The following is a 22,842-nucleotide window of genomic DNA, read 5'->3' as shown; positions in this document are numbered from 1 at the left end:
CCTTGGAGGAAGCGCGCATATGACCCCCGAAAGCGTTGCCAAGCGGCACGACACCCGCAACGGCATCGAATTCGCCGTCGCCGATCTCGAGGCCGCCGAGTTCGGCCGCAAGGAAATCCGCCTCGCCGAGCACGAGATGCCGGGCCTGATGGCGCTGCGCCGCGAGTACGCCGAGGTGTATCCCCTGCGGGGAGCCCGGGTTTCGGGCTCGCTGCACATGACGGTACAGACCGCGGTGCTGATCGAAACCCTCGTCGCGCTGGGTGCCGAGGTGCGCTGGGCCTCTTGCAACATCTTCTCCACGCAGGATCACGCCGCCGCGGCGATCGTCGTCGGCCCGCACGGCACCACCGAGGAGCCCAAGGGCGTGCCGGTGTTCGCCTGGAAGGGCGAGTCGCTGGAGGAATATTGGTGGTGCACCGAAAGGATGCTGACGTGGGACGGCGAAGGTCCCACAGTGTCTGATGATGGGACCCTGCAAGCAGGTCCCAACATGATCCTCGACGACGGCGGCGACGCCACCATGCTGGTGCACAAGGGAACCGAGTTCGAGAAGGCGGGCGTCGTCCCGTCGCCGGACGAGAACACTTCGGACGAGTTCCGCGTGTTCCTCCAGCTGCTGAGCGCCTCCGTCGCGGCCGACACCGGCAAATGGACCAAGATCGGCGAAGGCGTCCGCGGTGTCACCGAGGAGACCACGACCGGCGTGCTGCGGCTCTACCAGCTCGCCGCCGCCGGTGAGCTGCTGTTCCCGGCGATCAACGTGAACGACGCCGTCACCAAGTCGAAGTTCGACAACCGCTACGGCATCCGGCATTCGCTGATCGACGGCATCAACCGCGGCACCGACGTCCTCATCGGCGGCAAGGTCGCGGTCGTCTGCGGCTACGGCGACGTCGGCAAGGGCGCCGCGGAATCGCTGCGCGGCCAGGGCGCGCGGGTGATCGTCACCGAGATCGACCCGATCTGCGCGCTGCAGGCGGCGATGGACGGCTACCAGGTCAAGAAGCTGGAGAACGTCCTCGGCGAGGCCGACATCATCATCACGACCACCGGCAACAAGGACGTCGTGCTCGTCGAGCACATGGCGCGCATGAAGCACCAGGCGATCCTCGGCAACATCGGCCACTTCGACAACGAGCTCGACATGGCCGGTCTCCAGCGCTACCCGGGCATCCGGCGCATCAACATCAAGCCGCAGGTCGACGAGTGGGTGTTCCCGGACGGCAAGAGCATCATCGTGCTGTCCGAGGGCCGTCTGCTGAACCTGGGCAACGCGACCGGGCACCCGTCGTTCGTGATGTCGAACAGCTTCTCCAACCAGGTGATCGCGCAGATCGAGCTGTTCACCAAGCACGAGGAGTACGACAAGGAGGTCTTCCGCCTCCCGAAGAAGCTCGACGAGAAGGTCGCGAAGATCCACCTCGACGCGCTCGGCGGCGAGCTCACGAAGCTGACCAAGGACCAGGCCGAGTACATCGACGTGGACGTCGAAGGTCCCTTCAAGACGGACCACTACCGGTACTGAGTGCCGAACCGCTTTGGGTGAGCGGGGTGTCATGACCGGCTGAGGCTGAAGCGGCCTCGCGACGGTGAAGGATTTGGGACTTTCAACGTCCCAAATCCTTCACCGTCGATTCCGGGTTTCTTGCCCCCGCTTGAGGTCCGTGAAGGCCGCGAGCCTTACCGCCACTCGACTTCGATACCCGCCAGCCCCGGCCCGGCGTCGCTGAAGAAACCGCTGGTCACCCCGCCCATGTCGAGCGGCAGCTCTTCCGACTCGACGGGGACGGCGTCGTCGCGCGTCCGGAACTGCCGGGTGCAGCGGGCGGGCAGCGCGCCAAGCGCGAACTTCAGCTGCACGAGGTAGCTCGCGCACTGATCCCGCAGCATCCGGAAGTACCCGGGCGACGCGGTGCCGGAGTCGTCGCGGACCTCGAAGCAGAACACGTGGATCTCGCCCTCGGCGAGCTTCCGGTCGAAGAGCAGTTCGGTGGCCATCGTCTCGGCCTCGGCGTTGCGCCGGATCCGGCCGACGCGGCAGCCTTCGGCGGTGATCAGGTCGACGTCGCCGATATGGCAGCCGGGGTCGCCGTTGTAGACCGTGACGTACCGGTCCGGGCCGTGGCGCCGCGCGCGGCACACCAGCCGGGTGTGCAGGGCGACCTGCCGGTGCGCGGAGTCGAAGGTGATCGTGTCGTGCACCGAGAGCATCTCGAGGTCGGCGTTGTAGCGATTGGACGTCGGGTACGCGCCCAGTTCGGCCAGCAGCTGGTCGACGATCGAGCCCATGTCGCCGGATCGGATGTCGTGGAAGGACGCGGCCATCTGATGTCCGCGCGCCCGCGCCGTCCGCGGGCCGATCAGCACGACGAGCGCGTCGGCGGGCAGTTGCAGCACCGATTCCAGCGCGCGGACCGCCGGGAGCGCCTTGGGTACCTCCGGCTGGCGCAATCCGCGCTGCCAGTAGCTCAGGGTCGACTGTCCGATTTGGACGCCGCGCAGCCCGAGGTGGGCGCGGAGCCGGGCGAGCGAGAGGCCGCGATAGGCGATCGCCTGCCGTAGCGCGTGGTGGAATTCGCCGCTGCGCAAAGCCTCGACGAGCTCCTTGGGCAGGGTTTCGAGCGGTTGACGACGTGTGCCGTCGATGATCGTCGGGGTGTCCCCGTCTCGTGTCACCGCTCGTCCCTTCACCAGACCAGTGTGTGCGCTGAGCGTGAACACCGCGGAACGTTCACGTTAGCAGCGCACTGTGAACACTACGTCCCCCGTTCGGGGTGGTTGACCCCGGAAGAGTGACCGTTCCGGGGTGTGGAAACGCCCCGGAACGGTCCGTTCCGCCGAGTGCCCATCTTGCTCTGTGTGAGCCTGCTGTTCACCGTTGTGACCACATTGGTTCGCCATGGTGACCAGGAGGCCCGTTGTGCCTGTGTTCTCGAGGAGGGTTTGCGCCGCGGGCGCCGCGAGTCTCGTGGCGTGGCTGGCGGTACAGACCCCGGCGAGCGCGCTGCCCCAGCAGCCTGCCCACCGGCACCCCATCGCCATGCAGGTGCAGGAGAAGTCCCAGTGGTGCTGGGTGGCTTCCGGCAACACCATCGCGGCACACCTCGGTGTGAACCTCGCCCAGAACGAATTCTGCCGGATCGCTCACGACGAGCGTCGCCCGGAGTGCGCGGATCGCCCCGGAACGCTGGGCGACGTCCGGCGCGCCTTCGGCAAACTGGGCTTCACCGCCCCGGGCGACTACCTCAAGAGGCGTATCTCCTACGCCGACGTCCAGGCGCAGACCGGTGCGAGCCGACCGGTGCAGACCAGGGTCGGCTGGGCGGCGGGCGGCGGCCACATGCACGTGCTCTACGGCACGGACGCCGGCCGGAAGTGGGTCTCGTGGGGGGACCCACTGCCCACCGGCAACCGCTACAACTGGTCGACCTACGACTTCTACGCCGGCAACAAGTCCTTCACCTGGACGCACACCCTCACCGGGATCCGGCGATGAGCGCGCGGCGGTATCTCGGGCTCGCCGGGCTGGTCGCGGTCGCGCTGCTGATCTCGGCGCCCGGAGCGCGCGCGGACCAGCTGTCGGGTGAAGATCTCGCGGCCGCCAAGGCGGCTGCCGACGACCCCACTCTGCGTGCCGAGATCGGCCGCTTCTTCACACAGACGGGTGGTTCTGGCCGCGCACCGTCGGTCAGCGTCGTCGACAAGACTTTCCCCGTTTACGAGCTTTCGAGGGACTTCGTTGCCGGCGATGGCGCGGTCGCCGGGCAACTCGCCTACGTCGCCGTCCCGGTGACGGCGTCCGACGGGCAGACCGCGACGGTCTGGTCGGTCCGCGGCGACGACGGCGCCTGGCGCGTCGGCAACATAGCGGCGGGCGACCGGGAGAGCGAACTGGCCCGGCGGTTGCCCGCCGGTGCGACGCTGCTCCACGAGCCCCAGGTCGACGCCTGGTACGCGCTGCGCGACGGCAGGGTGACGCTGCTCGACTCGGGCGCCAGCGGTTTCGCGGCCGGTGCGTCGGCCTCCCTCGCGGAGTATCAGAAGACGGTCTCCGGCCGGTACGGCGCGATGCTCGTGAACTCGCCGTACGCCCAAGAAGGCAAGGCCGGCGGCTACAACGCTCAAGTGATGCCTCGCGGCGACGGCGGCCCCGCGCCCGACGCGCAGGACACCGGCTTCGTCCCGCTGCTGATCTTCGGCGGCCTGCTCCTCATCGGTGTCGCCGGCTTCTTCCTGCACTCGAAGAGGCGCATCCCCTAGCGGACCGGTGGGCCGGACGTGAGCTGACCCCGTCTGGCCCGCCGGTCGACCACGGCGCCCTAAGGTGGTTCCCGTGGGACGACTCGTGGTGATCGAAGGTCTGGACGGCGCGGGCAAGCGCACGCTCGCCGACGCGCTGACCGGTGCGCTGAACGCGGCCGGTGCGAGCGTCACGTCCATCGCGTTTCCGCGTTACGGCGAAAGCGTGCACGCCGACCTCGTGAAGGAAGCGCTGCACCGCGGCCACGGCGACCTCGCCGATTCCGTGTACGGGATGGCGATGCTCTACGCGCTCGACCGGCGGGGCGCGGGCGACGAGATCCGGGACCGTCTCGGCGATCACGACGTCGTGCTGCTCGACAGGTACGTCGCCTCCAACGCGGCGTACGGTGCCGCCCGGCTCCATCAGGGCGCGGACGGCGAGTTCGTGCGCTGGCTCCGGGAGCTGGAGATCGACCGCTTCGGCCTGCCGGTGCCCGCCGCGCATCTGCTGCTGCGGGTCACCGCCGACGTCGCCGCCGAGCGCGCCCAGCGCCGCGCGGAGAGCGACGCCGACCGCGCACGGGATTCCTTCGAGACCGACGACGCGCTCCAGAAGCGGTGCTCGGTGGTCTATGACGAGCTCGCCGCGACGGGCTGGCTCGCGCCTTGGCACGTCCTCGACGGTGTCGCCGGTGTGGACGCCGCCGCGCTCGCCACCGCCCTCCTGCGCACTTCTTGAGAATTAAGGCAAAGGCGCCGGGTGCTCGCTCGCGTGCCCGCGTTGGGTGTCGCGAAAGCCACTTTCGGGACACCAGATGTCCCGAAAGTGGCTTTCGCGACACCAGGGTGGCGGCGAGGTGCGGGCCGGGGTGGTCCGGCGTGCGCAACGCACCCGCAGCCTGCCCGGGACCGAGACACCTTGCCCGACCCCTCAACAAGTCCTCTGGATGCGGTACTTGCGCGTGCAACTACCGCATTCAGTCCTCTAGATGCTTGAGAAGCCAGTCGTGGAACTCGCCGATGTGGTGCTCGGACGGCATCAGCACCCCGCCGTCGCGGTAGGCGCGGGACGCCATCGCGGGCTGACAGCGTTCGCACGCGTCGAAGTCCTGCTCGTTGACGCGGTGGAAAAGTTCCACAGACCGTGACACGTCCCGGTCTGACGCCACGACGTCGGCCGAATAGAGCCAATCGCATTCGACGACCGTCCGATCCGGCGCGAGCGGGTACATCCGGTGGAAGATCACGTGGTCCGGCACCAGGTTCACGAACACCTGCGGCCGGATGGTGATCGCGTAGTACCGCCTGTCCTGTTCGTGCGCGACACCGTCGAGCCGCTCGAAGCCCGAACCGCCGTCGATGGTGAACCCGTCGACGTCCTCGCCGAACTCGGCGCCGTGCCCGACGTAGTACTGCGCCGCGTACCCGTCGGCGAACTCCGGCAGCACCTCGGTCAGTTCGGGATGGATCGTCGCGCAGTGATAGCACTCCATGAAGTTCTCGACGATCAGCTTCCAGTTCGCCTTGACGTCGTAGGTGATCCGGCGCCCGACCGAGAGCCCGTCGAGGCCGTACCGGTCGATCGCTTCGAGATCGCCGAGCCGTTCCCGCACCGCGCCCTCGACGCCGTCCTCGAACGACGGCGGTTCCGCCGCGAGGCAGACCCACGCGTAGCCCAGCCATTCCCGCAGGTGCACGGTGTGCAGCCCGTACCCGGTGCGGGAGATGTCCGGGAAGCTCGCCAGGTTCGGCGCCGCGATCAGCTTTCCGTCGAGTCCGTAGGTCCAGGCGTGGTACGGGCACTGGAACGAGCGTTTCACCGTGCCCCGTTCCTCGGTGCACAGCCGGGCGCCCCGGTGACGGCAGACGTTGAGGAACGCCCGCAGCCCGCCGTCCCGCGCCCGGTTGACGAGCACGCTCTCCCGTCCGATCCGGACGGTCCGGAAATCCCCGGGAGACGGCAGGTCCGCCGCCCGCACGGCACAGAACCACCCGCGCTCGAAGATCTTCTCCTGCTCCGCCTCGAAAATCGCGGGATCGGTGTAGTACCGGCCGCCCAGGGTCGGGATCAGCGTTCCGGGCCGCGTCATCTCGCCACCCCGGTCAGGCGGGCGGGGTCGAACAGGGCGATCGGATGGTCCGTGGTGCCGTCCACCACCAGATCGGCGAGCACCTCACCGACCACCGGGACGAATTTGAAGCCGTGCCCGGAGAATCCGCAGGCGACCACCACGCGATCGTGGGTGGGATGGCGGGAGATGACGAAATGCTCGTCGGGGGTGTTCGTGTACATACAGGTCGCGGCGCGCAGGAACCCGCCGGGCAGCGACGGCATCTTCCGGCCGACGAACTCCGAGATCCCGCCGATCTCCTCGGCGTGCACCGTCCGGTCGATGGTCTCCGGTGTGCAGGTTTCGCCGCCGCGGAAGAAAGCGACCTTCACGCTTCCGGCGTCGTCATGCGAGGGGAAGCCGTAGAACTGGCGGCCGTGCTCGCCTTCCCAGACGTAGATCGGATGCCGTTCGGCGCGGAACGGCCCCGCCCCGCCCGACGGCGCGAACCAGTACTGGATCTGGCGTTCGACGGTGAACTCGATCCCGAGTTCGGTGAGCAGCCGCGGCGCCCAGGCACCGGGGCAGATCACCAGTTGCTCCGCGGTGTAGAAGTTCTGCGCCGTCCCGACCCGGACCCCGGTGGAGGTCTGTTGCCACGAAAGGACTTTCTCCTCGTAGTGAAGATCCGCCCCGGCGCGCGCGGCGAGCTGGAGATGCGCCGCCACACTGCCTTCCGGCACCACGAAACCGGCGTTCTCCTCGTACAGCGCGATCTCGTGGTCTTCCGGGCGCATCGTCGGGAACCGGCGACGGACTTCGGAAGCGTCCAGGATCTCGTGCGGCAGATCCCATTCGCGGGCGCTCGCCAGGCTGCCCGACACCGTCCGCGAATCGGGACCGCCGAGCATGATCCCGCCGCAGCGGGTGAAGATCTTCCGGCCGGAATCACGTTCGATCCCGGCCCACAGTTCGTGCGCCCGCAGCAGAAGTGGGACGTACGCGGGATCCTCGAAGTACGCCTGCCGCGTGACCCGCGAGCCGCCGTGGCTGGACCCGAGGTTGTGCACCGGCGCGAACTGGTCGAGGCCCAGCACGCGCTGCCCTCGTTGAGCCAGTCGATACGCGGCCGCGCTGCCCATCCCGCCGAGACCGATGACGATGACGTCGTAGTGACTCATGCGGCGCTCCTGATCCGGGTCATCCCCGCGTCGAACAGCGGTTCACGCGCCACGACGGCGGGGATCCGCTCGCCGAAGTACTCGATCTCGAGCGGCCTGCCCGGTACGGACAGTTCGGCGGGAAGCCAGGCGTACGCGATGTTCTTGCCGACGGTGTAGCCGTACGCGGCGCTGGTGACGTAGCCGGCCGGACGGCCGTCGGAGTACACCGGCTCCTTGCCGAGGACCACGGAATACGGATCGTCGACGGTGAGACAGGTCAGCTTCCTGGTGACCGTCTCCTCCGAGCGGCCGCCCAGTGCGTCCCGTCCGATGAAGTAGCCCTTGTCCATCCGCACGGCGAACCCGAGCCCGGCCTCGTACGGGTCGTGTTCGGCGGTGACGTCCGTGCCCCACAGGCGATACCCCTTTTCCAGCCGCATGCTGGAGAAGGCGTCACGTCCGGCGGCGATGATCCCGTGCCGCTGCCCGGCCTCCCAGAGCGTGTCCCACAGTTCGCGGCCGAGGTCGGCGCTCGTGTACAGCTCCCAGCCGAGTTCGCCCACATAGGACAGTCGCATCGCCGTCACCGGCACCAGGCCGACGTACGCCTGTTTCGTCTTGAAATAGCCCATCGCCTCATGGGAGAAGTCCGTTGTGGACAGTGGTTGCAAGACCGCCCTGGCGAGCGGCCCCCACAGCCCGATACAACAGGTCCCCGGTGTGGTCTCGTGGATCTGAGCGGCGCCGTCGCCGGGCAGATGCCGCCGCAGCCAGTCGATGTCGATGTTGCCGTTGACACCCACCTGGAACCGCTCGGCGCCGAGTCTCGCCACCGTCAGATCGCTGCGCACGCCGCCGTCCTCGCCGAGCAGCAACGTGTAGGTGACCGAGCCGGGCTTCTTGTCGAGCTGGTTCGTGGTCATCGTCTGCAGGAACGGCAACGCGCCCGGGCCGGTGACCTCGACGCGTTTCAGCGACGTCATGTCGAACATCGCGACCCGTTGCCGCGCGACCAGTGCCTCGGCGCCACCGATCGGGGACCAGTATCGCGCGGCCCAGTCGTTGCGCTCCGGGACGAGGCCGACTTCCGGGAGGTTCGCGTTCGCCTCGTACCAGTGCGGTCGTTCCCAGCCGCCCGCTTCGAGGAAGTACGCGCCGAGCTCCGTCTGCCGCCGGTAGAACGGGCTCGTCCGTAGCGGCCGCGGTTCTTCCATGGGCTGCAAGGGATGGACGACGTCGTAGACCTCGGCGAAGCTCTGGCAGCTGCGTGCCATGACGTAGTCCGGAGCCAGTTGGACCGGCTCGAACCGGGCCAGGTCGCAACCGTGCAGATCCGCTTCCGGCTGCCCGTCGACCAGCCATTGTGCCACCGCCCGCGCGACACCGGCCGAATGCGTGATCCAGACGGCTTCGGCCACCCAGAACCCGTCGAGCTCCGGGTGCTCGCCCAGCAACGGCATCCCGTCCGGGGTGAAGGAGAACAGGCCGTTGACGCCCTCTTCGACCTTGGCCTCGCCCAGCGACGGCAGCAGGCCGACGGCCGCGGCCCAGGATTCCTCGAAGTCCGCGGGCGTGAACGCCAGTTCGGAGGGCATACCCTCGCCCGCGCCGATCTCGTGCGGAGGCAACGGCATCGGCCGGTGCCCGTACGCGCCGATGCCGATCCGGTCGCCGTGTTCGCGGAAGTAGAGGTCGGCGTCCTGATGCCGCAGGATCGGCCGGGTTCCCTCGGCGAGGCCGGGCAGGGGACTGGTGCGGGCGTACTGATGCGCCATCGGGACCAGCGGGATCGTGAGGTCCACCAGCGCGCCGAGCAGCGGCCCCCACATCCCGGCGCACGAGAGCACGATGTCCGCGCGGAAGCTCCCGGTCTCGGTGGTGACGCCGGTGACCCGGCCGCCCGCGCTTTCGACGCCGACGACCTTCTGACGCGCGAGGAACTTCGCGCCGCGCCCGATCGCGCGGCGGGCCTGCGCCTCGGCCGCCGGCACGGGTGCGGCCAGCCCGTCGGAGGGGATGTGGAATCCGCCGAGCACCTTGGCCGGATCGAGCAGCGGATGCAGCGCGACGCATTCGGCCGGGTCGACCAGCCTGCTCTCGACGCCCGACGCGGTCGCCCAGCCGTGCCGCCGCTCGAGATCGGCGAGCCGTTCCGGCGTGGTGGCCACCTCCAGCCCGCCGACCGGCCGGAAACACGGCTGCCCGTCGAGGTCGAGCGCGCCGTACTTGGCGACGGTGTACTCGGCGAATCCGGTCATCGTGCGGCAGCCGGTGGTCTGGAAGACCAGTCCGGGCGCGTGTGAACTGGAGCCGCCGGTGGTGAACAGGTCGCCCTGGTCCAGCACGGTGAGGTCGGTCCAGCCGCGTTCGGTGAGTTCGTCGGCGATCGCGCAGCCGACGATGCCGGCGCCGATCACGACCACGCGGGGTCTGAGGGCCATGGTGAGGGGAACCTCCTGCCTGCCCGTATCGTCCACAATGGACAAACGGGCATCGGGGTGACAGGCGCTGTTGCGGATGAGGCACGTTGTTCCGTCTTCAGCAACAAAGTGCGGCACATGCGGGCGCGCTGTCAAGAGCCCGAAAAGGTCGCCTGCTTCAGGGGGTGGGGCTATTCCGCGAAATACCCCAGCTGCGCCGAAAGATCCGCGGACGCCTCGGCCAGCGGCCGCACGATCTGCCGCACCCGCTGTTTCGAGAGCCGGTACGACGGACCGGAAGCGCTCATCGCCGCGACGACGTCGCCGCCGGGGCCGAGCACGGGCACCGCGACGGCGTGCATTCCCAGCTCCAGCTCCTCGAAGCAGGCCGCGTACCCGTCGTCGGCGACGCGTTCCAGCTCCGCGGTCAGTTCGTCGGGATCGACCGTGGTCCGTGGGGTGAACCGTTCGAGTTTCCGCCGGAGCAAGCGTTTGCGCTCGACGTCACCCATGAACGCGAGCAGGACCTTGCCGCTGGACGTCGCGTGCAGGGGGGTGCGCTGGCCGGTCCAGTTCTGCGTGGTGATCGCGGCCGAGCCGCGGGCCTGGCTGACGTTGATCGCGACCCCGTCGTCGGCGATCGCGATGTTGACCGTCTCGCCGAGTGTCTCCGCCAGGCCCTGGCAGGTCTGCCTGCCCAGTTTCGCCAGGTCCATCCGGCCGGTGGCCGCACCCGCCAACCGGACGATGCCGAAGCCGATCGCGTATTTGCCGCGCTCGCCGAGTTGCTCGACGAGACCCCGGTTTTCCAGGACGCTCAGCAGGCGGGAGGCCGTCGACTTGTGCACGCCGAGTTCGCCCGCGATCTCGGTGATCCCGGTTTCCCCGTTGCGCGCCAGCAGTTCCAGCACGCTGATCGCGCGGTCGACGGACTGCACCTGACTGGGTGTTGCGTTCCCCGCGTCCTGGTTCCGCATGACGCAACAGTAGCCGTTTCGCCCGGATCCGTTCGGCTGAGTGGGCGAATCCCTTGACGCACCGGCTCCTCGAGGGTGATTGTTGCGCAGAGCACGTCCCGTCTCGTAATACGCAACATCAACAAACCGTCGGTCCTTTCCCCGGAGGCCCCGATGATCCGTGCCTGCTCCGTTTCCGAACTGCCCGAGGGCGAGGCTCTCCGCCTGGACGGCCCCGTTCCCGTCTCGGTCTTCCACGCCGAGGGCGGCTTTTACGCCCTGGACGACACCTGCAGCCACCAGGACGCGTCGCTCGCCGACGGCTGGATCGAGGACTGCTACGTCGAATGCCCGCTGCACGCCGCGCGGTTCGACCTGCGGACCGGCGTCCCGAACTGCCTGCCGGCCAAGAACGCCGTGCGGACGTATCCGGTGGTGGTCGCCGACGGGGTGATCTACGTGGACACCGAGGCTCGCCGGGACGTCGCTTGAGAACCACCGGCTTGAGAACCGTCGCCGTCGTCGGGACGTCGCTGGCCGGACTGCGCGCCGCGCAGGAGTTGCGGGGGCGGGGTTTCGACGGACGGCTGGTGATGATCGGCGCGGAACCGCCGTACGACCGGCCGCCGCTGTCGAAGGATTTCTTGCTGGGCAAGGTTTCCGCTGAAGACCTCGCGCTCGCCGGACAAGACGATCTCGCCGCGCTGGACGCCGAATGGCACCTCGGCGTCCGTGCCGAAAGGCTCGGCGCCGCCGGCGTGACGCTCGAAGACGGCACCACGATTGCCGCGGACGGTTACGTCGTCGCGACCGGCGCGGCGGCCAGAACCCTCGACGCGGCAAGGAAACTGAACGGCGTTCACACCTTGCGGACACTCGACGACGCCGTCTCGCTGAAGCAGGGACTCGCCGCGGGGCCCGGCTCGGTGGTCGTCATCGGCGCGGGCTTCATCGGCGCCGAGGTCGCGTCCGCGTGCCGCCTGCTCGGCCACGACGTCACCGTGATCGAGGCGATGCCCGTCCCACTCGCCCCGGTCATCGGTCCGGAAATGGGCACGGTGTGCGCCGGATTGCACGCGGAAGGCGACGTCCGCCTGATCGCCGGTGTTCCCGTCGCCGGGTTCGCCGGAGCCGATCGCGTCACCGGCGTGCGGCTCGCCGACGGTCGGGAGATCCCCGCGGATCTCGTCGTCGCCGGAGTGGGTGCGCGCCCGGCCACCGAATGGCTCACCGGCTCCGGACTCGCCGTCGACGACGGGGTGCTGGTCGATTCCGGCTGTGTCACAGCGAATCCCCGAGTGATCGCGGTGGGTGACGTCGCGCGATACCGCTGCCGTCTGCGCGGCAGGCGGGTCCGCGCCGAACACTGGACGGCGGCGAACGAGCAGGCGGGCGTCGCGGTCGCGAACCTGCTCGCCGGCGAGACCGTCACGCATTTCGCACGACACGGTTACTTTTGGTCCGATCAGTACGGACGGCGGCTCCAATTCGCCGGAGTGGCCACGGAAGACGTGCGGATCGTCGAAGGCGACGTCGCTTCGAAGCGTTTCGTCGCGACCTATCACCGAGGCGAGAGCCTCGCCGGTGTCTTCGCGATCGACTCCCCGCGGCCGTTCACGAGGCTCCGACGTGCCCTCTAGAGCACGAAGACCCTACTCGGATGGAGCAATTTGCCCGATTCGATGATCTTTCTGGTGGTCACATCGCCGGGTCGCGCGCCCGCGTCGGGAAACTAGTGCGAACATAGGTTTATGAAGGCACGTGTTCTGGTCGTCGACGACGACCCTGCTCTCGCGGAGATGCTCACCATCGTGCTGCGTGGGGAGGGGTTCGACACAGCCGTCGTAGCCGACGGCTCACGAGCGCTGCCCGCGCTTCGTGAGCTGAAACCGGATCTGGTCCTCCTCGACCTCATGCTGCCCGGGATGAACGGCATCGACGTCTGCAAGGCCATCCGGGCCGAGTCCGGCGTGCCGATCGTCATGCTCACCGCCAAGAGCGACACCGTGGACATAGTCCTCGGGCTCGAGTCGGGTGCCGACGACTACGTGGTCAAGCCCTTCAAGCCGAAGGAGCTCGTGGCCCGCGTCCGCGCCCGGATGCGCCGCACCGAGGCCGAGCCCGCCGAGTCGCTGACGATCGGCGACCTCGCGATCGACGTCCCCGGCCACGAGGTGACGCGGGAGGGCAAGGCGATCCCGCTGACCCCGCTCGAGTTCGACCTCCTGGTCGCGCTCGCCCGCAAGCCGCGTCAGGTGTTCACCCGCGAGGTGCTCCTCGAGCAGGTGTGGGGTTACCGCCACGCCGCCGACACCCGTCTGGTGAACGTGCACGTCCAGCGTCTGCGCTCGAAGGTCGAGAAGGACCCGGAACACCCCGAGGTGGTGTTGACCGTTCGTGGCGTCGGGTACAAGGCCGGCCCGCCGTGATCACCCCATGAGCGGACGCTTGCCCAAGCTTGCCCAGACCACGATGCGCCACCTCCGGCGCATCGTGGTTTTCGTGCGCCGCAAGGTCGTCCTGTTCAACGACCTGTGGCGGCATTCGCTGCAGTTCCGGGTCACGGTGTCCACGCTGGCGCTGTCGTCGGCCGTGGTGTTCGTCCTGGGCATGGTGCTGCAGAACCAGATCACCGAGAGGCTGCTCGAGACCAAGCAGACAGCGGCGATCGCGCAGACCAGGGCGGTCGTCGAGACCGCGGCCAGCGAACTGGTCGGCGTCGGCACCGAGTTGCCCGACGCGATGACGGCGCGTCTGAAGAACGCGCTGAAGAAGATCTCCAGCACGACGACGTCGCAGGACGGCGCCGGATCGGCCGCGGGCACCTTCGAACCGGTGCTGGCCGCGGGCGGCCGCGACCAGTCGAGCAGGCCGGCGGCCGCCGGACCCTACGACAAGGTGCCCGTCCGGCTGCGCCAGTTCGTGGAGACCGAGCAGGTCAGCTACCTGATGCACACGGTCACCGAACAGGACGGCGGCAAGACGACGTATCTGATCGTCGGCGCCCCGGTGACCACGACGATCACCCCGCTCCAGCTCTACCTGCTGTACCCGCTCACCAGCGAGCAGAACACCGTCTCGACCGTGCAGAACACGCTGCTCGTGGGCGGCCTCGTCCTGCTGCTCCTGCTGGCCGGGATCACGAACCTGGTCACCAGGCAGGTGGTCCGGCCGGTCCGGCAGGCCGCCGCGGCGGCCGAAGGGTTCGCGGGCGGCGATCTCGACCAGCGGCTCGCCGTCCTCGGTGAGGACGATCTGGCCAAACTCGCCGTGTCCTACAACGAGATGGCCGCGAGCATCCAGCGGCAGATCCGCCAGCTGGAGGATTTCGGCGGGTTGCAGCGCCGGTTCACCTCCGACGTCTCGCACGAACTGCGCACCCCGCTGACCACCGTCCGGATGGCCGCGGACGTGCTGCACGCGTCGCGCGAGCAGTTCCCGGCCGGGCTCGCCCGCTCCACCGAACTGCTGGTCGACGAACTCGACCGGTTCGAGGCCCTGCTCGGCGACCTGCTGGAGATCAGCAGGCTCGACGCGGGTGTCGAGGAGCTCTCGGCCGAGCTGATCGACGTCCGGCCGATCGCGACCAGGGCCGTCGAACAGGTCAGGGTGATCGCGGGCAACGCGGGCAGTTCGGTCGAACTGGTCCTGCCGGACGAGGAAGCGCCCGCCGAGGTCGACGCGCGCCGCGTCGAACGGATCCTGCGCAACCTGCTGGCCAACGCGGTCGACCACAGCGAAGGGAACCCGGTGGTGCTGACACTGGCGGTCAACGAGACCGCGGTCGCCATCACCGTGCGCGACCGAGGCGTCGGGCTCCGGCCCGGCGAGGCGGAACTGGTGTTCAACCGGTTCTGGCGCGCCGACCCGTCCCGCAACCGCCGGACCGGCGGCACCGGGCTCGGCCTCGCGATCAGCCAGGAGGACGCGCGGCTGCACGGCGGCGTGCTCGACGCTTGGGGCGAGACCGGCCACGGCGCCTGTTTCCGGCTCGTCCTGCCGAGGCAGCAGGACATCCCGATGGGGGAGAGCCCGCTGGTCCTGCCACCGCCCGATCACAAGCCGACCGACTCGCACGGTTCGTCGTCCGGACTGCTCGAAGTCCGCCCGGCGCCCGACGCGATCCTCGCCGAACCCGAGGAGGTCGGCCGATGAAGCGGCTGCTGACCCTGCTCGCGGTGTTCCTGCTGGTCGCGGGCTGCGCGAACATCCCGCTCGAATCCCAGCCCGTCGCCATCCCCGGGGACAAGCCCGGCCAGGCGCCGGTGGACGTCCCCGAGCCCGCGGCCGGGATCGACTCGCTGACCGTCATCCGGCAGTTCATCCGCAACTCCGCGACGCCGGGCACGGCGAACGCCGACGCGCGGGTGTACCTGGACGACGAGGCCCGGCGCAACTGGAAGCCGTCGCCGGGGCTGACGATCATCGACGACACCTTCGGCACCGTCTACGACACTTCGTCGTCATCGGGGAACCCGGACGAGCAGGTGGTGAACGTCCGCGGGTTCAAACTCGGCAACCTGAGCCCCGACAGCGCGTTCATCCCGCTGAAGACCGAGTACTCGCAGCAGTTCAAGCTGCGGAAACAGCCGAACGGCCAATGGCGGATCGTGGACCCGCCGCAGGAACTCGCCGTCACCGACAAGGACTTCACGACCAACTACTTCCGGGTGCCGATCAGCTTCTACTCGTCCGATTCCGGCGCCTTCGTCCCCGACCTCCGGTACGTCGCGGCGAAACCGCAGGCCGGGTTGCCGGGCCGGGTGATGGACCTGGTGCTGCAGGGGCCGTCGGAAGGGCTGAAGGGCGCCGTCCAGGACCTGCTCGGTGATCAGGTCTCCACCGACACCAACGTGCGCAGCACGGACGACGGGACACTGGACATCAACCTGACCGGGATCGGCGGGGCCAGCCTCGCGGACCGGAACCTGATCGCCGCGCAGATCGTCCTCTCGCTGCAGACGGTGACACTGAGCCGGATCCGGCTGCTCGCCGACGGTGCCGCGCTGGTGCCGAACCACGAGTACTGGCGCGAACTGCCCAACTACAACGTGGACATCTCGCCCAGCTCGGAGCTGAAGGGGCTGATGACCGTGAACGGGCGGGTCCGGTCGCTCGGCGACGGGGCACCGGTCGGCGGGCCGGCGGGCAACGGCGGGTACAAGGTCGTCAGCGCCGCGCAATCCGTCGACGGCAAACGGCTCGCGGTGGTCGAAGAACGCGACGGCAGGCAGTGGCTCCGCGTCGGCGACCTGGACCGGGATCTGGGCTCGGTGGATCTGTTCGGCGGCAGCCTGAGCCGTCCGACCTGGCGGCCGGTCGCCCGCGGCGGCGGGATTTCCGGCGAGGTCTGGACGGTCGTCGACCACAACACCGTCGCCAGGGTCACCCTGGCCCCGGACGGCCGCTGGGTGAAGGCCGGCGTCGACGCGACCCAGCTCACCGGCCTCGGCCAGATCACCGAACTCCGCCTCTCACGCGACGGCTCACGGCTCGCCGCCGTCGTCAACGGGCAACTGGTGGTCGCCTCGATCGTGCGGACGGCGGACTCGGTGGCGCTGCGCTCGCCGCGGAAGCTGCAGGAACGCGACCTCAAGGACGTCGTCGACGTCGACTGGGCGACCCAGGACCACCTGATCGCCGCGACGTCGTCGAGCACGCTGCCGGTGGTCAAGGTGCCGCTGGACGGGCAGCGCATGGACGCCTTCAACAGCTCGAACCTGACCCCGCCGGTGCACGGCGTCACCGCGGCCCCGAGCAGGCAGAACCTGGTCGCGGACGCGGGCGGGCTGTGGGTCGCTTCCGAACTGGGCGAGGTCTGGCGGCCGCAGGCGCACACGGTGACCGACGCGGACCCGTTCTACCCGGGCTGAGCGCCGGGTGTGAGGCATCGGCAGGCTAGCGGACCTACCTTCTCGGTACGCCTGCGGAGCTCGTGCTGGATGCTGGCTTGGGCGAGCGGGGAGGATTTGGGACGTTGAACGTCCGCAATCCTCCACCGTCGCCCCAGTGCAGGTCACGCGTGGTAGATCCGCTCCAGCCGAATGGCCACTCACCACGGTTCCTGAAGTACGTGAAGGCCCCCTTCCTTGCGCTAGGCGCAAGGAAGGGGGCCTTCACGCGCCATCGCCGGGACCGGTGGTGTCGCTGGGGCTGGAGGTGCTGGGTCCGGACACCATGGCTCCCTCCCGGAGGGAGCAAGGGACCTTTAGTATCGCTAGCTTTCCTAGCGTCGCTAACCCGCAAACCCCGGCCCAGAGGTCCGTGAAGGCCTCCTTCCCTACCTTGAGCGTAGGGAAGGAGGCCTTCACGGACCTCCCGACCTTCTCCTCGACTGCTGTCATGACAGGTCCCCTTAGGACGGAAAGTGTCCAAAGGGGACCTCTCACGGCACGGCGGCGCCCAAAACCGTCGGACCTCCCGAAGACACTCCCGGCATGACCAAACTCCTGGATCTCCTCATCCCCGCCCGCTGCGCGTCCTGCGGAGCGCCCGGCGCCCCCTGTTGCGCGACCTGTCAGACCGCTTGGGGTTCGCTCAGCGAGACCACCCGCGCCCCGACAGCCGGTCTCGTACCCGTCTACGCCTTGGCCGCGTACGCCGACGAGGCCCGCCGCCTGATCCTCGCCTACAAGGAACGGGGCCGCCGCGACCTCGCCCCGTTCTTGGGGCGGGCCCTCGCCGAAGCCCTGGCCCACCTGCCCGAGCCGGGACCGGAAAGATGCCTCGTCCCGGTCCCGTCGAGACGCCACGCCTCGCGTGTCCGAGGCGGTCCGCACGTCCGGCGCCTGGCCGAAGAATGCGTGAAAGTGCTGTTGAGCAAAGGGAATCCGGCGAGGGTGGCGCCGCTCCTCGAACTCCGGTCCGGGGTCCGCGACGCCGCGGGGCTCACCCGCGCCGAGCGGGCCGTGAACCTCGACGGCCGCGTCCGTCTCGTCCCAGGAGATCACCCGTCGAGGGTCATTCTTCTTGACGACGTGATCACAACCGGAGCGACGGCCGCCGCTTGTACGCGCCTATTGGACATAAGCGGAATTCACGTTCACGCCGTGGTCGCACTGGCCGCCGCCGGGTGATCAAGGGGTCACCTACAAGAGTGATGAATGATCGGGAACGGGAATGGGTACAAGGTCGTTGACGGGATATGAGGCAGCTTCCGGGGAACACTCCAACGGCTCGCCACTCCACCGGGGTGGCGGCGGATTCCCTTGGTGGCGTCACCCTCGGCTTTTTCCTGTCCGCAGGCTTGCGCCGTCCGCGTGAAAACAAATCACGGGGACGACGCCCGACAGGCCGGATTGTCCCGCTGGCCACACTGCCGTCGTCGCGTGCGGTGACGAGGTCTCACGTCCTGATATCCCCCGGCTCGGGGGCTGTTGCTCGCGGCGTGATGCAGCTAACGTGCAGCGCTATCAGCAATCCCGGCAGGCAGGGAGGTGACCAGCCCATGTCCCTGGCGCCGGAGCCGCGCTGAGTCCGCGCTCGACCATCCGACACGAGACGTCGTGGCCGCATGCCGAGTTCCCTCATCGCCCGCGATCCGGGCTTCGTCCCCGCTTTACCGGCGCCCTAGTGAGAACACATCTACAGCTCGCAGTCATTTCAGCGAGGGAGGTCGTGTATGGACATCGTCGTTAAGGGCCGCAACGTGGAGGTGCCCGACCACTATCGGGCACTCGTCAGCGAAAAGCTGGCCCGGCTAGAGCGCTACGACAAGAAGGTCATCCGTTACGACGTGGAGCTCTTCCATGAGCCCAATCGCCGGCAGTCGAAGAACTGCCAGCGCGTCGAAATCACCGGGAAGGGCAGGGGCCCCGCCGTACGCGCCGAAGCGTGTGCAGGCGACTTCTACGCAGCGCTGGATTCCGCACTGAACAAGCTCGAGAACAGGTTGCGGAAGACACACGACCGCCGGCGCGTGCACTACGGCCGCAGCCGCCCGGAATCCGTCGCCGAGGCGACTTCGACGGCGGCCGCCGGTGGCATGACCACCGACACCCGACATCTGGCGGGTACCGCTGTACTCGAGGCGCCCGAGGCCGAACCCATGGCCAACGGTTTCGCCGTCGAGAGCGGTGACGACTTCGAGATGCCCCAGCAGCAGCGCTGGGATGACGGGGTGACCGAACACCAGCCCGGTCGCGTCGTCCGCGAGAAGAAGCACGACGCGGATCCCATGACGGTCGACCAGGCTCTCTACGAGATGGAACTGGTCGGTCACGACTTCTACCTGTTCAACGACTCCGACGCCGGATGCCCGAGCGTCGTCTACCGGAGGCGAGGCTTCGACTACGGCGTCATCCGGCTGAGTTAGCCGGCCCTCCGACACCCACAACGTCCACGAAGGCGGCCCGCACGTGTTCGCGTGCGGGCCGCTTTCCTGTCCGGATCAGGCGGGATACGTCCCCGCCCGGCCAAGTACCGACAGACGGTGCGTGCGCGGACACCGAGGTGTTCCCTACGATGGGGGTCGGACGGCGGTGCGAAACCCGGCGCCGCCGCATACGAGACTGCCCGGGATCGGCTCGGGTGCGATCACAATCAGCTAGTGAGGTCGACCGGATGGTGCTGAACCGCCTGCTCCGCGCGGGCGAGGGCAAGATGGTGAAGCGGCTGCGCAACATCGCCGATCACATCAACACCCTCGAAGACGACGTCAAGGAACTTTCGGACACCGCTCTGCGGGCCAAGACCGACGAGTTCCGTAAGCGGAACGCGGACGGCGAGTCACTCGACGACCTCCTGCCGGAGGCGTTCGCGGTGGCGAGGGAGGCGGCCTGGCGTGTGCTCGGCCAGCGGCCCTACGACGTCCAGGTGATGGGCGGCGCCGCGCTGCACCTCGGCCAGGTCTCCGAAATGAAGACCGGTGAGGGCAAGACCCTGACCCAGGTGCTCCCCGCCTATCTGAACGCGCTGTCCGGCAAGGGCGTGCACGTCATCACGGTGAACGACTACCTCGCCAAACGTGACGCCGAGTGGATGGGCCGTATCCACCGCTTCCTCGGCCTCGAGGTCGGCATCATCCTGGCCGATCAGACGCCCGAGGTCCGCCGCAAGCAGTACGCGGCCGACATCACGCACGGTACGAACAACGAGTTCGGCTTCGACTACCTCCGCGACAACATGGCGTGGAGCCTCGAAGACTGCGTGCAGCGCGGCCACAACTTCGCGGTCGTCGACGAGGTCGACTCCATCCTCATCGACGAGGCCCGGACGCCGCTGATCATCTCCGGCCCGGCCGACCAGTCCTCACGCTGGTACGTCGAGTTCGCGCGGATGACCCCGCTGATGAAGGCGGACATCCACTACGAGGTGGACATCCGCAAGCGCACCGTCGGTGTCACCGAGAAGGGTGTCGCTTTCGTCGAGGACCAGCTCGGCATCGACAATCTCTATGAGGCCGCGAACACGCCGCTGGTCGGGTACCTGAACAACGCGCTGAAGGTCAAGGAGCTCTACAAGCGCGACAAGGACTACATCGTCCGTGACGGCGAAGTCCTCATCGTCGACGAGTTCACCGGCCGCATCCTGCACGGCCGCCGCTACAACGAGGGCATGCACCAGGCGATCGAGGCCAAGGAAGGCGTCGAGATCAAGGCCGAGAACCAGACGCTCGCCACGATCACGCTGCAGAACTACTTCCGGCTCTACGACAAGCTGGCCGGTATGACCGGTACCGCCGAGACCGAGGCGGCCGAGTTCCACCAGACCTACAAGCTGGGTGTGGTGCCGATCCCGACCAACAAGCCGATGGTCCGCGCCGACCAGGCCGACCTGATCTACAAGACCGAGCAGTCGAAGTTCGAGGCCGTCGCCGAGGACATCGCCGAGCGGCACGAGAAGGGCCAGCCGGTGCTGGTCGGCACCACGAGTGTCGAGAAGTCCGAGCACCTGTCGAAGCTGCTGCTCAAACTGGGTGTCCCGCACGAGGTCCTCAACGCCAAGCACCACGACCGGGAGGCGCTGATCGTCGCCCGCGCGGGGCGCAAGGGCGCGGTCACGGTCGCCACCAACATGGCGGGCCGCGGTACCGACATTGTGCTCGGCGGCAACCCGGACCTCATCGCCGACGAGGTGCTGCGCGAGCGCGGCCTCGACCCGGTGGAGCACTCCGAGGAGTACGAGGCCGCGTGGCCGAAGGTGCTCGAAGAGATCCAGGCGGAGACCAAGGCCGAGGCCGACGAGGTCCGCGAGGCCGGCGGGCTGTACGTGCTCGGCACCGAGCGCCACGAGTCGCGCCGGATCGACAACCAGCTCCGCGGTCGTTCCGGCCGTCAGGGCGACCCGGGCGAGTCCCGGTTCTACCTGTCGCTCGGTGACGAGCTCATGCGCCGCTTCAACGCGACGATGGTCGAGCGGGTCATGACCACCATGCGGCTGCCGGACGACGTGCCGATCGAGCACAAGATGGTCTCCAAGGCGATCAAGAGCGCGCAGACGCAGGTCGAGCAGCAGAACATGGAGATCCGCAAGAACGTCCTCAAGTACGACGAGGTGATGAACGAGCAGCGCAAGGTGATCTACGCCGAGCGCCTGCGCGTCCTCGAGGGCGAGGATCTTCGCGAGCAGATCGAGCACATGCTGGTCGACGTCATCAACGCGTACGTCACCGAGGAGACCTCCTCGGGCTACGCCGAGGACTGGGACCACGAGAAGCTGTGGACCGCGCTCAAGACGCTGTACCCGGTCAAGGTCACCTGGGACGACCTCACCGCGGACGACGACCTCGACGCCGAAGGGCTGCGCGAGTCGCTGCTCGAAGACGCCCACCGCGCGTACGACGAGCGCGAGGTCGAGATCGACGGCAAGGTCGGCGAAGGCGCGATGCGCAGCCTGGAGCGTCAGGTCATGCTCACCGTGCTCGACCGCAAATGGCGTGAGCACCTCTACGAGATGGACTATCTCAAGGAGGGCATCGGCATGCGGGCGCTGGCCCAGCGCGACCCGGTCATCGAGTACCAGCGCGAGGGCTACGACATGTTCCGCGCGATGCTGGAATCGTTGAAGGAGGAGGCCGTCGGCTTCCTGTTCAACCTCCAGGTCGAGCAGGCCGAGCCCGCCGCCCCGTCGCCGGAGTCCGCGTCCGCGCTGCCCGCCGGTGTCGGATCCGGGAACGGCCAGGCCGCCAACGGCGACGGACGGCACGCCCGCCCGACGCCTCCGCAGGGTCCGGCGACCGACACCGAATCCGTGCCGTCCGCCTTGCGGGGCAAGGGGCTCGGCGGCGGTTCGCAGTCCGGGTTGACCCTGTCGGGACCGTCCGAGGACGGCGGCGTCGAGTCGCATTCGGACAGTGCCGGCAGCGACGGCGGTGACCAGAGCGGAACCCGCCGGGAGCGTCGTGCCGCGCAGCGCGCCTCCCAGAAGAAGGGCAAGAAGGGCCCGCGCCGCTAAGACAGCTGAAGGGGGCCTTCGCCGCGTGAGTCAGACGCGGCGAAGGCCCCCTTCGTCATGCGGCGAGCCGGAGCGCGGAAACGCGTCGCGGCGGCTTCAACAGGTGGAAGCGGGTGCACACCCAGCCCGCCCGCGTCCGCTCGAAGCGCGCGGCCAGGGCGAGGCAACGCTCGTTCTGTTCGACGGTCGCGCAGGCCTCGATGACGCCGTCCGCCGGATGGCACAGGTGGATCGACTTCGGCCGGTAGCCGCCCGGCGGACGGCGACGGCCGCGGTCGAGCAGCGCGCTGTGGAGCGCCGGGTCGAGGATCGGTCGCACCTGGACCGCCGGACGGCGCCCGTCGCAGGCTTCGAGGATGGTGGTCAGGAGCCTGCCCACCTGCCGCCCGTCCAGCGTGTCGGGGCTCGGCTCGGGCTCCTCCGTGAACCGTTCGCCCGCCAGCGGCAGGTCCAGGACGAGCTGGTTGTCCGGCGGCGGTACCCGGTGCATCAGCCTGCCCGGACGGCTCTCGGGCCGGCAGGGCGGTTCATACGGTTTCAGCCGTCTCAGTACGTACGAGGTCATCGGATCGTCCCCCTCCGCGGCCCCACGGCCGCGCCCAGCAACTAAGGG

18 protein-coding genes are annotated in these 22,842 nt (G+C 68.6%); 12 read left to right on the top strand and 6 right to left on the bottom strand.

Annotated features, from left to right (window positions below):
- Nucleotides 1-19: 19 nt before the first annotated feature.
- Nucleotides 20-1,528 carry an adenosylhomocysteinase gene (gene ahcY, locus HDA45_RS13955; protein WP_184895374.1) on the top strand — a complete coding sequence of 503 codons (1,509 nt, stop codon included), beginning with the start codon at nucleotides 20-22 and terminating at the stop codon, nucleotides 1,526-1,528.
- A 155-nt stretch (nucleotides 1,529-1,683) separates the two neighbouring features.
- On the opposite strand, the gene HDA45_RS13950 is transcribed toward ahcY, so the two are convergent.
- A complete protein-coding gene (locus tag HDA45_RS13950; protein WP_184895372.1) occupies nucleotides 1,684-2,679 on the bottom strand; it encodes a hypothetical protein in 996 nt (331 codons plus the stop codon).
- Between the two features lie 250 nt (nucleotides 2,680-2,929).
- Between HDA45_RS13950 and HDA45_RS13945 the strand changes: the two genes are divergently transcribed.
- The 3 genes from HDA45_RS13945 to HDA45_RS13935 all read left to right on the top strand — a co-directional run bounded on the left by HDA45_RS13945 (nucleotide 2,930) and on the right by HDA45_RS13935 (nucleotide 4,984).
- Nucleotides 2,930-3,499, top strand: coding sequence for a papain-like cysteine protease family protein (locus tag HDA45_RS13945; protein WP_184905609.1), 570 nt, complete (start codon nucleotides 2,930-2,932; stop codon nucleotides 3,497-3,499).
- The gene (locus HDA45_RS13940) at nucleotides 3,496-4,263 is read left to right on the top strand and encodes a hypothetical protein (RefSeq protein ID WP_184895370.1); all 768 of its coding nucleotides are present in this window, start codon (nucleotides 3,496-3,498) and stop codon (nucleotides 4,261-4,263) included. Before HDA45_RS13945 ends, HDA45_RS13940 begins: the two co-directional genes overlap by 4 nt.
- Before the next feature lie 85 nt (nucleotides 4,264-4,348).
- Nucleotides 4,349-4,984, top strand: coding sequence for a dTMP kinase (locus tag HDA45_RS13935; protein WP_184905607.1), 636 nt, complete (start codon nucleotides 4,349-4,351; stop codon nucleotides 4,982-4,984).
- A gap of 238 nt (nucleotides 4,985-5,222) precedes the next feature.
- Here the strand turns inward: HDA45_RS13935 and HDA45_RS13930 are convergent, their stop codons facing one another.
- The 4 genes from HDA45_RS13930 to HDA45_RS13915 all read right to left on the bottom strand — a co-directional run bounded on the left by HDA45_RS13930 (nucleotide 5,223) and on the right by HDA45_RS13915 (nucleotide 10,856).
- On the bottom strand, nucleotides 5,223-6,335 hold the full coding sequence (locus tag HDA45_RS13930; protein WP_184895368.1) for an aromatic ring-hydroxylating oxygenase subunit alpha: 1,113 nt from the start codon (nucleotides 6,333-6,335) through the stop codon (nucleotides 5,223-5,225).
- Nucleotides 6,332-7,477: an N-methyl-L-tryptophan oxidase gene (solA, locus tag HDA45_RS13925; protein WP_184895365.1), complete on the bottom strand. Its 1,146-nt coding sequence runs from the start codon at nucleotides 7,475-7,477 to the stop codon at nucleotides 6,332-6,334. Before solA ends, HDA45_RS13930 begins: the two co-directional genes overlap by 4 nt.
- Nucleotides 7,474-9,900: a GcvT family protein gene (locus HDA45_RS13920; protein ID WP_184895364.1), complete on the bottom strand. Its 2,427-nt coding sequence runs from the start codon at nucleotides 9,898-9,900 to the stop codon at nucleotides 7,474-7,476. The genes solA and HDA45_RS13920 overlap by 4 nt, the downstream gene beginning before the upstream one ends.
- 170 nt (nucleotides 9,901-10,070) lie before the next feature.
- Nucleotides 10,071-10,856 carry an IclR family transcriptional regulator gene (locus tag HDA45_RS13915; RefSeq protein ID WP_184895362.1) on the bottom strand — a complete coding sequence of 262 codons (786 nt, stop codon included), beginning with the start codon at nucleotides 10,854-10,856 and terminating at the stop codon, nucleotides 10,071-10,073.
- Nucleotides 10,857-11,009: 153 nt separating this feature from the next.
- Here HDA45_RS13915 and HDA45_RS13910 point away from each other — a divergent pair, with 153 nt between their 5' ends.
- From HDA45_RS13910 to secA, 8 genes are all read left to right on the top strand, one after another.
- Nucleotides 11,010-11,327: a bifunctional 3-phenylpropionate/cinnamic acid dioxygenase ferredoxin subunit gene (locus tag HDA45_RS13910; protein ID WP_184895359.1), complete on the top strand. Its 318-nt coding sequence runs from the start codon at nucleotides 11,010-11,012 to the stop codon at nucleotides 11,325-11,327.
- Nucleotides 11,328-11,338: 11 nt separating this feature from the next.
- Nucleotides 11,339-12,475, top strand: coding sequence for an NAD(P)/FAD-dependent oxidoreductase (locus tag HDA45_RS13905; RefSeq protein WP_184905605.1), 1,137 nt, complete (start codon nucleotides 11,339-11,341; stop codon nucleotides 12,473-12,475).
- Nucleotides 12,476-12,586: 111 nt separating this feature from the next.
- On the top strand, nucleotides 12,587-13,264 hold the full coding sequence (mtrA, locus tag HDA45_RS13900; RefSeq protein ID WP_005150760.1) for an MtrAB system response regulator MtrA: 678 nt from the start codon (nucleotides 12,587-12,589) through the stop codon (nucleotides 13,262-13,264).
- Between the two features lie 43 nt (nucleotides 13,265-13,307).
- A complete protein-coding gene (mtrB, locus tag HDA45_RS13895) occupies nucleotides 13,308-14,990 on the top strand; it encodes an MtrAB system histidine kinase MtrB (protein WP_184905603.1) in 1,683 nt (560 codons plus the stop codon).
- On the top strand, nucleotides 14,987-16,708 hold the full coding sequence (locus HDA45_RS13890; RefSeq protein WP_184895357.1) for an LpqB family beta-propeller domain-containing protein: 1,722 nt from the start codon (nucleotides 14,987-14,989) through the stop codon (nucleotides 16,706-16,708). The genes mtrB and HDA45_RS13890 overlap by 4 nt, the downstream gene beginning before the upstream one ends.
- 564 nt (nucleotides 16,709-17,272) lie before the next feature.
- Complete coding sequence (locus tag HDA45_RS13885) at nucleotides 17,273-17,911, top strand: ComF family protein (protein ID WP_184895355.1); 639 nt, start codon at nucleotides 17,273-17,275, stop codon at nucleotides 17,909-17,911.
- A 545-nt stretch (nucleotides 17,912-18,456) separates the two neighbouring features.
- Nucleotides 18,457-19,149: a ribosome hibernation-promoting factor, HPF/YfiA family gene (gene hpf, locus HDA45_RS13880; protein WP_184895353.1), complete on the top strand. Its 693-nt coding sequence runs from the start codon at nucleotides 18,457-18,459 to the stop codon at nucleotides 19,147-19,149.
- A gap of 248 nt (nucleotides 19,150-19,397) precedes the next feature.
- The gene (gene secA / locus HDA45_RS13875) at nucleotides 19,398-22,229 is read left to right on the top strand and encodes a preprotein translocase subunit SecA (protein ID WP_184895351.1); all 2,832 of its coding nucleotides are present in this window, start codon (nucleotides 19,398-19,400) and stop codon (nucleotides 22,227-22,229) included.
- A 55-nt stretch (nucleotides 22,230-22,284) separates the two neighbouring features.
- On the opposite strand, the gene HDA45_RS13870 is transcribed toward secA, so the two are convergent.
- Nucleotides 22,285-22,794, bottom strand: coding sequence for an Rv3235 family protein (locus tag HDA45_RS13870; RefSeq protein WP_184895345.1), 510 nt, complete (start codon nucleotides 22,792-22,794; stop codon nucleotides 22,285-22,287).
- Nucleotides 22,795-22,842 lie beyond the last annotated feature (48 nt).

Source organism: Amycolatopsis umgeniensis, assembly GCF_014205155.1.
Taxonomy (GTDB): Bacteria; Actinomycetota; Actinomycetes; order Mycobacteriales; family Pseudonocardiaceae; genus Amycolatopsis; species Amycolatopsis umgeniensis.
Note: the sequence above shows the minus strand (reverse complement) of the source record. Positions and strands in the feature narration are given on the sequence as shown.

Coding starts and splice junctions, on each gene's coding strand:
- ahcY (WP_184895374.1), top strand. CDS start 20: ATGACCCCCGAAAGCGTTGCCAAGCGGCACGACACCCGCAACGGCATC.
- HDA45_RS13940 (WP_184895370.1), top strand. CDS start 3,496: ATGAGCGCGCGGCGGTATCTCGGGCTCGCCGGGCTGGTCGCGGTCGCG.
- HDA45_RS13930 (WP_184895368.1), bottom strand. CDS start 6,335: ATGACGCGGCCCGGAACGCTGATCCCGACCCTGGGCGGCCGGTACTAC.
- solA (WP_184895365.1), bottom strand. CDS start 7,477: ATGAGTCACTACGACGTCATCGTCATCGGTCTCGGCGGGATGGGCAGC.
- HDA45_RS13920 (WP_184895364.1), bottom strand. CDS start 9,900: ATGGCCCTCAGACCCCGCGTGGTCGTGATCGGCGCCGGCATCGTCGGC.
- HDA45_RS13915 (WP_184895362.1), bottom strand. CDS start 10,856: ATGCGGAACCAGGACGCGGGGAACGCAACACCCAGTCAGGTGCAGTCC.
- HDA45_RS13910 (WP_184895359.1), top strand. CDS start 11,010: ATGATCCGTGCCTGCTCCGTTTCCGAACTGCCCGAGGGCGAGGCTCTC.
- mtrA (WP_005150760.1), top strand. CDS start 12,587: ATGAAGGCACGTGTTCTGGTCGTCGACGACGACCCTGCTCTCGCGGAG.
- mtrB (WP_184905603.1), top strand. CDS start 13,308: ATGCGCCACCTCCGGCGCATCGTGGTTTTCGTGCGCCGCAAGGTCGTC.
- HDA45_RS13890 (WP_184895357.1), top strand. CDS start 14,987: ATGAAGCGGCTGCTGACCCTGCTCGCGGTGTTCCTGCTGGTCGCGGGC.
- HDA45_RS13885 (WP_184895355.1), top strand. CDS start 17,273: ATGACCAAACTCCTGGATCTCCTCATCCCCGCCCGCTGCGCGTCCTGC.
- hpf (WP_184895353.1), top strand. CDS start 18,457: ATGGACATCGTCGTTAAGGGCCGCAACGTGGAGGTGCCCGACCACTAT.
- secA (WP_184895351.1), top strand. CDS start 19,398: ATGGTGCTGAACCGCCTGCTCCGCGCGGGCGAGGGCAAGATGGTGAAG.
- HDA45_RS13870 (WP_184895345.1), bottom strand. CDS start 22,794: ATGACCTCGTACGTACTGAGACGGCTGAAACCGTATGAACCGCCCTGC.